The organism is Parafrankia elaeagni, from assembly GCF_000374165.1.
GTDB classification, from domain to species: Bacteria; Actinomycetota; Actinomycetes; order Frankiales; family Frankiaceae; genus Parafrankia; species Parafrankia elaeagni.
Genome location: NZ_KB893720.1, coordinates 72114 through 86294 on the forward strand (window position 1 = coordinate 72114; position 14181 = coordinate 86294).

Sequence of the window (14181 nt, forward strand, 5' to 3'; positions counted from 1 at the left end):
CCAACCGCAGGGGATCCCCTGGCCCCACGGTCAGGGCCCGGTGGTCACGAGGCGCGCGTGGCGTCCACCGGGCCCGGCCGCGGGTGCCGCAGTACCCCGCCCGGCCGGGAGGAACATCTTGTCCGCGGCCCGCGGGCCGTACGAGGCCAGGGTCACCGGCGCCCCCAGTGCCGCCGCCACCCGATCGGGCCACTCCTCGGGCGCGACCCGCACGCCGGGCAGCGGCTCGGCCCGGGCCAGCCGCTCCGTGAGCGCCGCCTGCCGCTCCAGATCGCCGGGCGGCCCGGGCTCCAGCCGGCGCACGCATTCCCCGTCGATCCGGTAGCCGGGGCAGAACGCCAGCCGCAGCGGCAGCCGTGCGGCCACATCCAGATGGGTCAGGGCCACCGCGTCCACGCCACCCGCCGCGTCGACCGCGTACCGGTGCGCGACCGCGTCGAAGTGCCCCACCCGGAACCGCCCCTGCCACCTGCCGGTCCCGTTGTGGGCGTCCGGCAGCACCGCGGCCAGCTCGGCGTCCTGGGTCACCAGCGGGCCGGGCCCGTGCCGCGTCGTGTAACAGCGGACGACCCCGAGCCGCCGGGCCGCGCCGCGCAGACCCACCTCCGCCAGCAGCTCCTCGGCGTTGGCCGGTGTCGTCGTCGACCAGGTCGTGTACGGATGGAAGCCGTGCCACTCGTCGAGCAGCACGCCCTGCGCCCCCTCGAACACCACCGGCCCGCGGGCGCACAGCACACGCAGCCAGGAACCGTCCACGATCCGCGCGGTCTGGCCGAAGGCGCGCAGGACCGCCACTACGTCCTCGACCTCCGGTACCGCCGGCAGCTCGTCCAGCGCACCGGGCCCTGCCAGCCTGCCCAGGCTGGTCAGCTCGGCGTTCGTCCAGTCGCGGAGCTCGTGCAGCCGGCGGCGCAGCCGGGACGGATTCACGGCCGCGCAGTCGGCGACCCGCGGCGCGGCATCGGGCCGGGCCTGCGCGTAGGAGACCGTCTCGCCGATCCCCATCCCGCACGATCCGTGCGCCCCCGCTCCGCGTGCCAGCTCGCGGGCCTGGTTCACCACCGCGTGGTAGGGCGTGGTGAGCAGGGCGTCGCCGTCGACCGTCAGCCGCCCGAACGGGTCGGGCACTCCCACTGACTCCAGGTGCGCGGCCTCCGCGACCAGCGCGAACGGGTCGACGAGCACGGTGCTGGCCAGGTGCGTCGCGCAGCCGGCGGTGAAGGAACCCGCGCCGAACTGGGCGAAGGTGTGATGCCGGCCGTCGTCGGTCACGACGTTGTGCGCCGCCTGGGCGCCGCCGTTGAAACGCACCACCGCCGGCACCCGCCCGGCGGCGGCCGCCCGGGCGCACAGCCAGTCGACCACCGTGCCCTTGCCCGCGTCGCCGAAACCGAGATCGGCGACGATGACGTGGTCGCCCGGCCCGGCCCCGTCCCCGTTCGGCCAGGTCACAGCGGATGTCCGCCCTGGTGCCACAGCCTTCGTCCGCTCAGAGGCGGGCGATGCCGGGGCCGTCGGCCTCGGCTACCCGGGTGTTCAGCGCGCGGGCGCCGCGGGCGACCACGGCACGGGTGTTGCGGGAGGTGGCGGTGCGGGCGTACCGGGCCAGTGCCCGCCCGACGCTGGGTGCCGCCCGCTGCGCGCCGACGTCCCGCAGGTGGTCGAGCCCTGCGTCGAGGTCGATGGACCCCTCGTTGATCCCGATGGTCAGCGCGATCGTCTCGCACACGGCGTCGAGGTCGTCCAGCTCCAGCACCCGCTCGCCGAGCAGCCCGCGCCAGGTGCCGATCACCTCCCGGTCACCGGCGTAGGACGTCCCGGCCGGCAGAATGAAGTACACGTTGTAGCGACGCTCCAGCTCGGCGACGATCTGCTCGACCGGGATGCTCTCCGCCAGCTGGTCGCCGACCACGGCCGCGACCTGGCTCGGCATCACCCGGTTGTAGGGCAGCTCGTCGCCGACGATGAACAGGTAGCCCCGCTGGCCGCGCCGCTCGAAACAGTCCGTCGAGGTGTGGCGGGCCATGAAGTACATCGCCAGCTCGTAGGACTCGTGTTTCTGGCCGCCGCCGCCGCCCTCGAGCATCATCGCGCCGAGCTGGTCGTCCATCCGGTTGTCCGACTCGAACTGGCCGACCTGCAGGGGAACCCGGTCGCAGGTCGCGTCCCCGATGCCGCCGAAGAGGATCTGCGGATGCCGCGCATAGCCCTTGCGCAGCAGCAGTCCGTGCAGCTCCGGCAGCCGGGTCTGCAGGGTGCGCGGGACCTGGCCCATCGACCCCGTCACGTCGAACAGGACAGCGATGGCCAGGCTGTCGGGATGGTCCTCGCTGTCCCGGCTCTCCCGGGCTGTGACCAGCCACGGGTCCAGGTCGGGGTGCGCCTTCCAGCTGCGCCGGCTGCTCGCCCGCATCGAGTCGCTGTACTCGAACGCGCTCGCCCCGCTGCGGGCACGGTAGCCCGCGGCCGCCGCGTACACGTCGGTCGACCAGTAGCCGCTGCCCATGGTGTCTCTCCCGCCTTCCCGGAACGGATCCGGTTCTCGTCAGTGATCGTCGGTTTCTTCGGTGGCCGTCGGTTTCCTCGGTGGCCGTCGGCTTCCTCGTCGGCCGACGGCTTCCTCGTCGGCCGACGGCTCACGCCGGGCTTCCCGCCGGCAGGGGTGGGAGGCGGAACGTTCTGAAGCGACGCGGTCCGAACAGTCGTTCCAGCAACTCGTCCAGCTCGCCGAGCAGCCGCCAGGCGTCATGCGGCCGGCGCGCGGCGGCCTGCCGGGTGCAGCCCTGCGCGAACCGCCGCAGCGGAACCGGGACGTCCGGTCCGAGCAGGAAGGTCATGCAGCGGGTGGCGAGATAGATGTCCGTCGCCTCGTCGGGCGGCTGCCGCGCCGGCACCTCCGGCGGGTACATCTGCTCGAAGCCCGGGACGACGGCCGGCACCCGGGCCCCGCTCACCCCGGTGCCGCCACCCCGGACAACGCTGTAGCACCAGTCGACCAGCACGAGTCCGTGCAGGTCAGGGTGGATGAGGATGTGGTCGGGGACGACAGCGCCGTGCAGCACCCCGGCGCGGTGGGCGTAGCCGAGGGCCACCAGCAGCCGGCGCCACATCCAGGCGACGTCCCGCGGGTCGACCCCCTGCGGGTAGGCGGCGCGGATCCGGCTGAGCGAGCAGAAACCGTCGAGCCGCCCGAGGGCGTTGACCCGCCGCGCTCCGGCTGTGCCCGCCGCGGCCTCATCCCCGGGGGCGTGCAGGAACGACTCGACCAGCCGGGGCGCGTAGGCGGCGAAACGCCGGTCGCCCTGGCGGGCGAGCCGACCCAGCGCGGCCGCCTCCCGCTCCATCAGATCGTTGTCCGCACCGGAACGCGGGATCTTGAGCAGCACCTCGTGGGCCGCTCCGCCCACGACCGACCGGCATTCGGCCGGGTGCAGGCGGGCTACGTCACCTTCGACGACGGACCCGGCGGCCCCGGCGGACCCGGCGGACCCACCTACGGGCCCGTCCGGCCCCTGGGCCGCGCGGCGGCGCGACGTCCGCAACGTGTACGTGTGACGCCCGGTACGAAGGACTGCCGTCCCGTCCCCGTCGTCCTCGAGCTGCTGGTAGCGAGTCCACAGCTCACCGAGCCGGACGAACCCGTCGGTCGCGGCACCCGCGCTGCCCGCCGGCGCCCGGTCGGGATGCACCAGCCGGGCCAGCCGCCGGTAGCCTCCCACCCCTGGCGTGGGCCCGAACAACCCGACGAGATCCTCCCGCCCGGCCGTCGCCGGTACGTCCCTCAGCAGGCGCAACACGTCGTCGAGGCTGGCCGGGACGGCAGGCTCAGGCATCGCCCGCACCGCCCGCTTCGGGCCCGGACGGCCGCAGCAGCGCCGGGTACAGCAGCTTCGCGGGCCCCGCCCGGTACAGCCGGGCCCGGCGCCCGCCGCGGCTGCCACCGCGTTCGGTGGTGGTCCCGGTGTCCTCCAGGAAGCCCGGCACCGACAGGACCTTGCGGTGGAAGTTCGCGGCGTGCGGCGGCCGGCCCCAGACCGTGGTGTAGACCTCACGCAGCTCGGTGATGGTGAACTGTTCGCCGACGAACGCTGTCGCCAGCGGCGTGTACTCGATCTTCGATCGGGCCCGCTCGACCCCGTCGGCGAGGATCCGACCGTGGTCGAAGGCCAGATCACCCGGCAGCACGGCGTCGAACGCCACGTCACCGACCACGGAGGTGTCGAACGCCACGCCGCCCGACCCGGTCGCCAGCGGCAGCCAGGCGGCCGCCGCCGCGTCGCCGCCCGCGGTCGGGTCCGGCAGGTCCGGCGCGAAGGCGAGATAGGCGACCGAGATCACCCGCATCCGCGGGTCCCGGCCCGGGGTGCCGTAGGTGCCGAGCTGCTCCAGGTGCACCCGCGTCGATCCGGCGGGCCGGACAGCACCCGGTTCGTCGGGTGGTTCGTCGGGAAGTCCGTCGGGAAGTCCGTCGGGTGGCCGCGCGTCGGCCTCCACCGCTGTCAGCCCGGTCTCCTCGACCAGCTCACGGGCCGCGGCCTCGGGAAGATCCTCCTCGAGGGAATGCCCTGCCCCGCCCGGGCGCGGGCGGACGAACCCGCCGGGCAGTGCCCAGCGGCCCGCGAAGGGCTCCTCGCCCCGGCGCACGAGCAGGACGTGCAGTCTCCGCTCCCGCATCGTCAGCGCCACGACATCCACCGTCACCGCGACCGGGTCGAAAGCCCGCGGGTCATAGGTGCTCGGGTCGTACCCGCCGCCCGCCCGCGGACGGGTCGGTCCGGCCTCGACCTCCGGCATGGTTCACCGCCTTCGCTTCCGGCAGGTGCCGGCGGGACCTCCGTGCCAGGCTCGCCCCCCGCGACGCGCCCCGCCGGCCCACCGACATCCGACAGTTCATCTCATTACGAGATTTTCTAGATGTGAGATTAACCGGGTGGGCGTCCGGCGGACAAGCCCTCGACCGCACCCGGCGCTGTCCCGCGGGCGACACCCTCGCCAGGCGACACCTCGCCGGACGCCCGGCGAGACCGCACGGAGCCGCCGGTACGGGCAGGATGGATCTGTGGACGCCGTCAGCCCGGAGCGGTTCGAGGAGCTGGTCGTCACCGCGCTCGACAGCCTGCCGCCCGAGCTGGGACGGCAGATGCGCAACGTGGCCGTCCTCGTCGAGGACGACTCCGAGGACGGCGTGCTCGGCCTCTACGAAGGGGTGCCGCTCACCGAGCGGGGCGACTGGTACAGCGGCGTGCTCCCCGACCGGATCACCATCTACCGGATGCCGATCTGTGCCATGAGCGCATCAGAGGAGGACGTGGTGCGCGAGGTGCGGATCACGGTGATTCACGAGATCGCCCACCACTTCGGCATCGACGACGCGCGCCTGCATGAGCTCGGGTGGAGCTGAGCCGAGACCGATCCTGCTCTTAGCAGCACCCATGGAGGAACGCTGAGCCCACACTTACCGACATTGCCGGGCAGGATCGGATGGTGCGGACACGTCGGGCAGCGGAGGACGACTGGCCGGCCATCTGGCCGGTGTGGCACGCAGTCGTCGCCGAGGGTGAGACGTGCCTGTGGGATCCCGACACCGGGGAGGCCCGCGCCCGAGGGCTGTGGATGCTGCCCGCGCCCGCCGAGGTGCTGGTCATGGAGGTCGACGACGGGCCTGCCTCGACGCGGGTGGTCGCCACTGCGCTGCTCGTCCCGAGTCAGCCGGACCTCGGCAACCACGTGGCGCTCGCCCAGCTCCTCGTCGACCCCGCCCTGGTCAACCTCGGCGGCGGCGCTTTCGGGCCCGGCGGATACCACGGGCCCACCGGCGCGCAGGGCATCGGCCGGGCCGCTGGCGAGGGCATGATCGATCACGCCGCGGACCTCGGCTACCACGCGATGCAGCTCAACGCCGTGGTGGCCGCCAACACCCGACTGGTCGCACTCTGGCGATCACTGTCGTTCCGGGTGGTCGGCACGCTGCCCGCGGCGTTCCGCCACCCGTGGCAGGGAGATGTCGACCTCTACGTGATGCACCGCTTCCTCCCCCCGCCCACCCGCACGGTGTAGCCGGCCCCGTGGCTCAGGTGCCCGCGCCGGCACCCGAACCGGCCGCACCGCCTGAACCGGCCGCACCGCCTGAACCGGCCGCACCGCCTGAACCGGCCGCACCGCCTGAACCGGCCGCACCGCCTGAACCGGCCGCGCCGCCTGAACCGCCTGAACCGGCCGCACCGCTCGCCGCCGCGTTTCCCGCGGCCTCGGCGGCCTCGGCCTCCGCCCAGATGTCGTTGAAAAGCTCGATCCGCTCGCCGATGCGGGTCCGGTCGAACCAGAGGTTGGTGCTGGTGATACTCGAGCCCGGCAGTGCCCCGACCTCCACCTCGTAGCTGACCTCGTCGTCGAAGAGAATGAAGTCACGGAAGGTGTTGCGCCAGCCGGTCACCGCCCGGCCGAGTTGTGATCCGCCGGGAACGACGACGCTGTGGACCTTGATGCCGGCAGCCCGCTGCTCGTCGCAGATCTTCAGGAAGTCGGCGTTGCGGAGAATTTTCTCGTTGTTCAGAATGAAGACCCGGCGGACGTTCACGCCGCGGGCGACCGCCTCCCGCTGCGCCATCAGGTAGGCGCGGCCGAGTTCGCTTTTCCAGAACCCGTCGCTGAAGCTGCGCCGCCCGCCGTCGGCGGTCGTCGTGCTGGTGGCGGAAATCGTGCGCCGGGTGGTGCGGGTGAGGGTCAGCAGCCAGTCGCGGTCCTCACCCGGGCAGCTCACCGAATCACCTTCCAGCCCGCGCAGCAGTTCGTTCAGCGCCCGGATCTCCTCGGTCACCAGACGACCGAGAACGGGCGCCGGCGGGACGAACCGTGCCGCCCGCTCGATCAGCCCGCTGATGGGCCGGGAGTTGGGCACCGCCGTCTCCACCGCCGAGTTCTCCAGTGACTCCAGCAGGCGTGCCCCGCGGTCGACCCGGTCCAGCCGCCGCGTGACCGTCTGCCGTGTCGTGTCGAGCTCGCTGGTCACCAGCTGGGCGAAGACGCCCAGGCGCTGCTCCTGCCCCAGTACGACGGTCTCCATCCGGTCCTCCAGGGACGCCAGATGATGTACGACCAGCACGACACCGCCGATGAAGACCGAGAGCATCGTCGTCCAGGTCATCTCCCCGTCGAGCAGGTAACTGATCAGAAAGGTGGCGCCACCGGTGGCCAGCGCCAGCGCGATCTCCCTGACGATTCTCAAAGCAGGCACGTCCACCCCGTTCGGTCGGCCGCCAGTACCGGTTCAGGCCCGGTGGGAAAGCCCCTCGACACCGTCCTGGAAGACCAGGTTTCCGTGGGCCGGCGCCGCGGCCGGCTTTTCGAGCACAGCCAGGAGCAACTGGTTCTGGATCTGGCCGCGAAGGCTCGTCCACTGGCGGGAGAAGCCGGGACGGCGCTCGAGTGCGGCCCACATCCAGCCCAGGTCCTCGGCGACTCTGGCTCCCGGCATCCACAGGTGGAGCAGATGGTCGACGGCCGGGCGGATGCGGGCCACCACCTCGGCGGCCGGATCGACACCGATTCTGCTGTTCTCCATCAGATTCGCGACGGTGGTCAGCAGCCAGTCGTGCAGAGCGAGATCCTCGCAGGCAACCACCGCCTCGGCCGGATCGCTGATCGATGCCGGCAGCCGTAGTCGTAATGTCCGCGACGTCTCGTCGTGGACAACGAGTTCAATATCCGGTGATTCTGCCAGCTCACCGGAATCCGGAGACCGCCAGGTTACGGCGAACCGCAGTCTTGTCCGGCGTGCCCGCAACATCGTTACCCGGTCGATGTAAGGCATGCGTTGCACCTGATTGAGCAGTCGGTTCACGACAGCGCCGAGATCGAGGTACTCGCGGGCAGGGCCGACGGCCGGGGACGACCGCGCGGAGTCCCGCAGGAAGCCCGTGGTCAGGTCCGACGCGCCGCAGCGCGCGCCGACCTCGATGGTCCCCGGGTTCGTCAGGTAGTGCGACCACGGCAGCCGGCGTTCGCCGGCTGCCCGGACGAGGCGGGCCCACGCCGATGCCTGCAGGATGATCCCGCCGGTGACGGATGCCCGGGCCAGGACGGTTCCCACCCCGTCCGCCCGGGTGCCCGAGCCGGTGGGAAGCGGGCAGTGCACGCCCACCTGTTCGTCCGGTGACACCGCGTGGGTGAAGGGTCTGGTCGCACGGAGGACCCGGCGGCCTGGATCCAGATCAAGGAGCCGGGCAACGGTGTCCGCGCCGACCTGGTGCGAGTTCTGCAGCAGGGTGGTCCGGACCTCGCCGACGAGGACGTCCAGATTCTCCGTTGGAGCCGGCCCGGCACGCGCCCGCGCGGGGGCCGGTCGCGTCGAGGCGGGCATCAGCGGCTCAGGAAGAGATAGGTGAGCCGGTCGGCGGGCTCGGCCGGCACACTGAGGCCTTCCTCCGCAGCCCGTCGCACCGTGGATGCCAGGGCGGCCGGGTCGATGCCGACCTGCCCGAGGATCACCCGCACGGCGTGCTCGACGGGAAGGTACGCGGTCCCGAGCGCGGAGAACGTCCGGTAGGCGCAGAACGGCGCAGCCCTCGGGGTCATCCGGCCGATCGCCGGGAAGTCCGCCCAGCGGTCCGGAAGATCGGTGAGGTCGACCGGCACAGGGTTGACCACCGTCTCCCCCCGCGCCCGCAGCAGTCCGAGCCGCAGCAGCTGCCACACCGCCGCAAGAAACGAGCAGGACCACAGCTGGTTCTCCGGGCCCGGTTCCTCCGTCCACAGCTCGGCGTCGAGGAACACCGAATGCCGGCGGGCGGCGTTCTCAGCCGGCGGGTGCCAGGGTGTCCGGCCTCCCATGGCCGGGACCTCGGCGGTGGATGCCGACCGGGATCCGTTACACAGCCAGCCGGTCTCGTGTACCGGCGGGCGCGACCCGTTCGTCCCGTACGGCGGATCGGGGATGAGCGCCTTCTCGACCAGGCGGGCGAGCGGTACCCGCCCGTTCTCCACACACGCGGACTCCCGCGCGATGTAGTCGATGGCCAGGCCGTGAGCACCGGCGGCCGCGATCAGTTCCGGCAGCACCACACCCGGCGGCGGCAACGCGTCCGGTTCCGAGTAGTCATCCACCAGCAGGCAGGTGCTGACCCTGGTGAGACGTCCAGCCGCCCCCGCCAGCGCCCCGAGCGACGAGTGCTCCGCCCACGGCGCGATCCGGCGGAAGTGCGCGGCCAGGGCTCCGGCTCCTTCGTGGAAGTCCTCCGGGTAGAAGTGGCCGAGCTCCACCGACAGCTGGGCGAGCGGCACCTCCACGGTGCGCCCGGCCGCGCTCGTCTCGCGGAAGACCGCACGCGGGGAAGGCGCCGCCGACGCCGCCGGGGACGGCTGGCCCGGTAACGGCTCCATGAACTGCGGCTCGCTGAACTCCGGCTCGCTGGGCGGCGGTTCCACGGGTGTCAGAGCCCCTCCCACAGGCTTTTGTCCGTCAGTCGTTCGGCGAGAGCCTCGAACGCCTGCCCGGTCTCCGCGTTGGCGATACGGGTGGTCGAGATGTCGTCCTCGACGATGATCTGCTCCCGCCACTGCAGGACGGGATCGAGCGGGATCGACCCGATCATCAGGCTGCTTCCCAGCCGCATCTTCCCGGCCAGCCTCTGCAGATCGATGTCATAGGACTGCAGCCACACGGACTGTTCCGGGCGCAGGCTGGCCAGTTGCGGCGATTCGGGTTCGAGCACGGCGGTACGCACGAACCGGATGCCGTCCTCCAGGTCCGGCTTCCGGTGCCCGTACTCCACACCCGTCTCGAGAATTCCCTGCGTCCCGTGCACCAGACCCGAGGCGGCCATGATGTGCTGGCGTGTCCACCGGTGAAACACGAGCCAGCGCGTTGTCTTGGCCGCGAGCACCGGATCGGCGGTGGCTCGCAGGACCAGCTCGGTCGCATACGAGCGGCCCGCGCTCAGGTCGACGAGGGTCAGTTCGAACTCCTCGTCCAGGGAGAGAAAAAGGTCGGTGCACCGGCGGATCATCTGCTTGTTCACCGGGAACTCACCGCCCCCCGCATCACCGGGCAGGAGGGTGAGGCGGCCGGCGCCGAGCGGCCTGGCCCAGCCGCCGCCCAGAGTCGACTGGGTCCAGACGTCGAACTGCTCCGCCTCCGCCGTCCCCCCGGCGAGATAGGTGTGCAGCCCGCGCCCGGTGGGCGTTCCCTGGCCTGCCGCCTCCACGCCGAAGATCGCGCCCGACGTGGGTGAGCCGAAGTCGAAGTCGAGATAGCACACATCGCTGCCCTGCATCGCCCGCCGGTAGGCGACGTTGCAGCTCGTCACGGAGCGGCCGGTTCCGCCCTTGTCGGAGGTCGCGAAAACGATCATCGGTCGCCGGCCGTCATCCGCGCCGGGCGAGGGCGAGCTTGTCGAGATCGCGCAGCGCCTCCTGCACGATGGCGACCGCCGTCGCCGGCTGCCGTTCCCGCAGCTCCCGAGCCCGTCTCAGGCTCGCTCCGATTCCGTGTAGCTGGGTGCGGGCGGGCAGCGCGGCGGTCGGCGACTGGCGCAGGAGCTCACCGGCGTGCAGATGGTCGGCCTCGGCGATCATGTCCAGGGCCAGTTCGGCGAGCCGGCTGCTGTACGGGCGGGTGTTGGCGATGGTCGCGACGGAGACCAGGGCCTCCATGATCCGCTCGGTGAAGTACCAGGACGGCTCCTTGTCCGGCATCTCCACCTTGAACATGTCAGCGATGTCGTCCCACAGCCCCGCCCCCGGCCCGGCCGTGATCTGTCGGCGCTGGAGGTGCCTGAGCCAGATCTGGTCGGCCAGGGTGAGCAGCCTGTCCCGCAGCGCGCTGTCGCGGGTGACCGAGGCCGTGCGGGCGACCCGCTTGAGCAGCGCCGTCGAGAAGTCGGCCACCGGCCAGACCGCGGGCGGGCCCAGATCCTCCGCGCCGGGCAGCTCCATGCGGACGCCGGGCACGTGCAGCTGGGTCGCCTGCTCACGCAGGCGGGCGCGCCGGGTCACCCGCCCCCGGATCGCCAGTTCCTCGAGGACGGAGGCGATGCGCGCGACGTCGACGTCCCTCGCCCGCTCGGTGGCCAGTGCCTCGATGGTGATGGAAGCCGCGAGCAGGGTGTCGTAGTCCGTTTCGGGCCCCTCGTCGGCGGCGAGCCGGCCCCGCCACGGAATCTCCTCGACCGCCCAGCGGGCCCGGCCGAAACGGGCGATGGTCGCCCAGTACAGCTGAGCCAGGTTCTGCCGCAGCGCCAGCGCGCCGACGAGGCCCTCCTGCTCCGGGCCGATGAGGCCGAGCCGGCGAGTGCGCTCCGAGAAGAGGTCGGCGATGCCGTCGAGCGCGGAGAGGGTGAAGTAGAGCGACGGGCGGGCCTCGGCAAGGCCTTTCGCCTGGGCCACCTCGTAGTTCCCGCCCGGATCGACGGGCGGGGCGTCCCGGATGACGCCCCAGGACCAGCCGCACTCGAACAGCAGGGAGTCGTCCTCCACCACGTCGCTGCTGGAGAGGTCGACGCCCAGTTTCAGTTCGCGCAGCGCGGTACGTGCCGGGACCAGAGCCTCCCGGAAGGAGTCGAGCACTCTCTCACGCGGTGAGTCGTCCGTGTTGACCAGATCACGCAGCGCCTGCCCGTCCGGCGAGTCGGGGGTGAACGACCGCACGGTGAAGCACCGCAGAATGCCCACCATCGATGCCGTAAGCCGGTGCGACGCAGCCGCCTCCAGCGCCCGCATCTCGTCGAGCAGCGCGCTGCGGCGCACCGTCGGCCGGAACTCCTTGACGAAGCCGAGAATCGCGAGCGAGAGCGTGATGGACATCGAGAAGGAGTCGACGACCTCCAGCGCCTCCTGGTCGGGGGTGAGCGTGTCGCCCTCGTGCAAAGCCTGGAAATAGGAGCCGCCCGCGAAGACCGGGGCCCCGTTGCTGTCGGTGTACCGCTGCAGGTACTGCACGAGTGCCCGACTCAGCACCTGCGGGATCTGCCGGGCGTCGCCGAGGCCCTCCAGCGCCGCGCACACGTCCCTGGCCGTCTCGTCCGGCCTGACGAAACCCATCCCGGTCATCTGGTAGGCGGGGTACATCAGGCAGAGCATCTGCTCCGCGTCGCTGGTCGAGTTCGGTGCGGCGCGACCGGCGAAACGCCACGTGCCGTCGCCGTACGAGTAGTCTGCGGCGGCCTTCCACATCTCCAGCAGGAGCTGCCGCGGTCGGATGTCCATGGCGGGGCCCCTCAGTCCGGTATCCGTGCGCCCGGCACCGGCTCACGCCGGGTGCGGCCGCAGACGAGAACCATGGCCTCGTATCCCTCGCGCAGCAGCTCCGCCACGACGATGCGGTTGACCTTCAGATCCGTGGCCAGCCCGTCCAGGCTGTCCTGGATCTGCGTCATGTCCAGCGACACGGCCGGGAAGGCGACGTCACGGACGCGGTAGCCCTCCGACTTCTCCATGTACGCCATGGCGAACGGTGCGCCCGGCACGAGCGCGTTCAGGAAGCACTCCGACGCCCGGCGGAACTCGTCCTCCTTCTCCGAGATGGAGCAGGCGACGAAGAACATGGTCCCGATCTCCCAGCGGGCCCGATCCAGCTCGAAGACGCTGCCCTGGCTGACGGCAGCCCGCTCCGCCAGCAGGCGCCGCGGGTCCTCGACCGCTCCGTAGACGGGCTCCTGGCACAGGACGTCCCAGAACTCGTCCCAGGTCGCGCCGTAGGCCTTGATCTCCTTCTCCAACCAGGCCACATTGCACGCGCCGAAGTCGACCAGCGTTATCTGGTCACACCACGGCAGCATGGACAGGGCGGGGTAGAGATTGCTGCCGCTCCCCACATCCAGCCCGCTCAGCGGGCGCTCCGCCGCCGCCGCGGCGGCGAAGGTGGCGAAGTGGGCCCGGACACCCTCGAGAATCTGCCGGTCATCCGCACGCAGCGCGGAATAGTTGAGCTCGTAATAGACATCGGGGTCGAATCTGTCCCATTCACCCGCGGAGTTCGCCCTCCGCGGCTCGCCGGGTCCCACAGGTTCCATCGGTTTTACGTGCACATCTGCTCCCACTGAATGCGCGCGTCACTGTCTCGGGCCGGGCCGCGGTCGGGCCGGGCGGCTGGGGGCGATGGGTCGCGGGGCCGGCCGCGCGCGGAGAATCCCTGCGTGCGCGCGGCCACCGGGCCCGGGCGCACACAGGCGGCCGGGCGTGGGCGCGCTGCCAGGGCACGGCGCGGGCGCTCGAGGCCGCAGGCCGGATACGCGGCCGTCACCGCCACGAAGGGGCGCGTCCCACGGCGACGGTCGAGGCAGGAAGCGCCTGGAAGAGCTGGATGGACCGGAAGAGCTGGATGGACCGGAAGAGCTGGATGGACCGGAAGAGCTGGCGTGCGGCCTGGCGGCCGCACTGCCCGAGCTCCGCTCAGTAGGCGGCAGCTCCTGACGAGCGCGGGCCGGCGGGTTCGGTGTGGGGCCAGGCCAGGTCGAACAGCAGCCGCGGTTCGCCGGGGCCGTAGTAGTCGTCCTCGGCACCGATCCGGGTAAAGCCCAACGACTCGTACAGAGCAATCGCGACCGTGTTGCGCGGCGCGACCGCCAGGCGCACCCGGCGCACTCCGCGGAGGCGCAGGCTGTCGAGGGTCTCCTCGGCCAGCAGGCGCCCCACCCCCTGACGCCGGTGCGACGTGTCCACCCCGAGCGCCAGGAAGTGGGCTAGTTCGCGCTCGTCGTCCGAGCCACAGCGAACCGCAATCGAATAACCGACGAGCTCGCCGGACTCCTCCGCGACCAGGATCTCCCGCTGATGGACATCGAAGTACTGGCGAAGGACGAACCTGGGGTAGGCCAGCGGACCGAAGATCCTCTTGTCGATGTCGCTGAGCACAGGGAGGTCCTCCGCTCCTACCGACCTCACCTTGACCGCGTTCACGGCTCGCCCCTCCCGGCCTTTCCTGCTGGCATGTCGACATACCGGTCCGCGGGAGACAGACATGCGATCCCGCCATCCCGGAGCGACCTGCACGCCGCCGGGGGCACCCGGCACTCCCGCGACTTTCCGGCATTCGGTACGCCACACCGCGGGGCCGGGCCGCGCCTCGAAGAGTACCGCGCGGACCAGGGCACGACTCGGCCGGCACGTGGATGCCTGGCAAGGGAGCAACCGGGTACAGCGGCATGCCTCCAGGATGCCTCAGCAGAAACTCATAATCCGTAAAAC

Annotated in this window: 13 protein-coding genes; 2 read left to right on the plus strand and 11 right to left on the minus strand. The window is 71.6% G+C overall.

Going from position 1 to position 14181, the window contains the following annotated elements; genetic code table 11:
* Window positions 1-30: 30 nt before the first annotated feature.
* The 4 genes from B207_RS0113565 to B207_RS0113580 all read right to left on the minus strand — a co-directional run bounded on the left by B207_RS0113565 (window position 31) and on the right by B207_RS0113580 (window position 4794).
* A complete protein-coding gene (locus tag B207_RS0113565) occupies window positions 31-1452 on the minus strand; it encodes an adenylosuccinate synthetase (protein ID WP_018637092.1) in 1422 nt (473 codons plus the stop codon).
* A 37-nt stretch (window positions 1453-1489) separates the two neighbouring features.
* Entirely contained in the window at window positions 1490-2506 is a 1017-nt protein-coding gene (locus B207_RS0113570) for a FecR family protein (protein WP_018637093.1), read from the minus strand.
* A 130-nt stretch (window positions 2507-2636) separates the two neighbouring features.
* Complete coding sequence (locus B207_RS0113575) at window positions 2637-3833, minus strand: hypothetical protein (RefSeq protein ID WP_154675330.1); 1197 nt, start codon at window positions 3831-3833, stop codon at window positions 2637-2639.
* On the minus strand, window positions 3826-4794 hold the full coding sequence (locus tag B207_RS0113580; RefSeq protein WP_018637095.1) for an NUDIX hydrolase: 969 nt from the start codon (window positions 4792-4794) through the stop codon (window positions 3826-3828). Before B207_RS0113580 ends, B207_RS0113575 begins: the two co-directional genes overlap by 8 nt.
* 265 nt (window positions 4795-5059) lie before the next feature.
* Between B207_RS0113580 and B207_RS0113585 the strand changes: the two genes are divergently transcribed.
* Window positions 5060-5401: a metallopeptidase family protein gene (locus tag B207_RS0113585; RefSeq protein ID WP_018637096.1), complete on the plus strand. Its 342-nt coding sequence runs from the start codon at window positions 5060-5062 to the stop codon at window positions 5399-5401.
* A gap of 83 nt (window positions 5402-5484) precedes the next feature.
* The gene (locus B207_RS0113590; protein ID WP_035740614.1) at window positions 5485-6057 is read left to right on the plus strand and encodes a GNAT family N-acetyltransferase; all 573 of its coding nucleotides are present in this window, start codon (window positions 5485-5487) and stop codon (window positions 6055-6057) included.
* A 13-nt stretch (window positions 6058-6070) separates the two neighbouring features.
* On the opposite strand, the gene B207_RS0113595 is transcribed toward B207_RS0113590, so the two are convergent.
* The 7 genes from B207_RS0113595 to B207_RS0113625 all read right to left on the minus strand — a co-directional run bounded on the left by B207_RS0113595 (window position 6071) and on the right by B207_RS0113625 (window position 13848).
* Window positions 6071-7225: a hypothetical protein gene (locus tag B207_RS0113595; protein WP_018637098.1), complete on the minus strand. Its 1155-nt coding sequence runs from the start codon at window positions 7223-7225 to the stop codon at window positions 6071-6073.
* A gap of 42 nt (window positions 7226-7267) precedes the next feature.
* Window positions 7268-8359 (minus strand): SCO2521 family protein, encoded by a 1092-nt coding sequence (locus B207_RS0113600; protein WP_018637099.1) that lies wholly within the window; start codon window positions 8357-8359, stop codon window positions 7268-7270.
* Window positions 8359-9444, minus strand: coding sequence for an SCO2522 family protein (locus B207_RS0113605; RefSeq protein WP_018637100.1), 1086 nt, complete (start codon window positions 9442-9444; stop codon window positions 8359-8361). Before B207_RS0113605 ends, B207_RS0113600 begins: the two co-directional genes overlap by 1 nt.
* Window positions 9429-10349: an SCO2523 family variant P-loop protein gene (locus tag B207_RS0113610; protein WP_018637101.1), complete on the minus strand. Its 921-nt coding sequence runs from the start codon at window positions 10347-10349 to the stop codon at window positions 9429-9431. The genes B207_RS0113605 and B207_RS0113610 overlap by 16 nt, the downstream gene beginning before the upstream one ends.
* Window positions 10350-10362: 13 nt before the next feature.
* Entirely contained in the window at window positions 10363-12201 is a 1839-nt protein-coding gene (locus B207_RS0113615; protein WP_018637102.1) for an SCO2524 family protein, read from the minus strand.
* A gap of 11 nt (window positions 12202-12212) precedes the next feature.
* Window positions 12213-13007 carry an SCO2525 family SAM-dependent methyltransferase gene (locus B207_RS0113620; RefSeq protein ID WP_051102516.1) on the minus strand — a complete coding sequence of 265 codons (795 nt, stop codon included), beginning with the start codon at window positions 13005-13007 and terminating at the stop codon, window positions 12213-12215.
* 379 nt (window positions 13008-13386) lie between these two features.
* The gene (locus B207_RS0113625) at window positions 13387-13848 is read right to left on the minus strand and encodes a GNAT family N-acetyltransferase (RefSeq protein WP_018637104.1); all 462 of its coding nucleotides are present in this window, start codon (window positions 13846-13848) and stop codon (window positions 13387-13389) included.
* Window positions 13849-14181: the final 333 nt, after the last annotated feature.

Excerpts from the sequence above, each read along its gene's own strand:
- B207_RS0113570 (WP_018637093.1), bottom strand. The coding sequence starts at position 2,506 with ATGGGCAGCGGCTACTGGTCGACCGACGTGTACGCGGCGGCCGCGGGC.
- B207_RS0113575 (WP_154675330.1), bottom strand. The coding sequence starts at position 3,833 with ATGCCTGAGCCTGCCGTCCCGGCCAGCCTCGACGACGTGTTGCGCCTG.
- B207_RS0113580 (WP_018637095.1), bottom strand. The coding sequence starts at position 4,794 with ATGCCGGAGGTCGAGGCCGGACCGACCCGTCCGCGGGCGGGCGGCGGG.
- B207_RS0113600 (WP_018637099.1), bottom strand. The coding sequence starts at position 8,359 with ATGCCCGCCTCGACGCGACCGGCCCCCGCGCGGGCGCGTGCCGGGCCG.
- B207_RS0113610 (WP_018637101.1), bottom strand. The coding sequence starts at position 10,349 with ATGATCGTTTTCGCGACCTCCGACAAGGGCGGAACCGGCCGCTCCGTG.
- B207_RS0113615 (WP_018637102.1), bottom strand. The coding sequence starts at position 12,201 with ATGGACATCCGACCGCGGCAGCTCCTGCTGGAGATGTGGAAGGCCGCC.
- B207_RS0113620 (WP_051102516.1), bottom strand. The coding sequence starts at position 13,007 with ATGGAACCTGTGGGACCCGGCGAGCCGCGGAGGGCGAACTCCGCGGGT.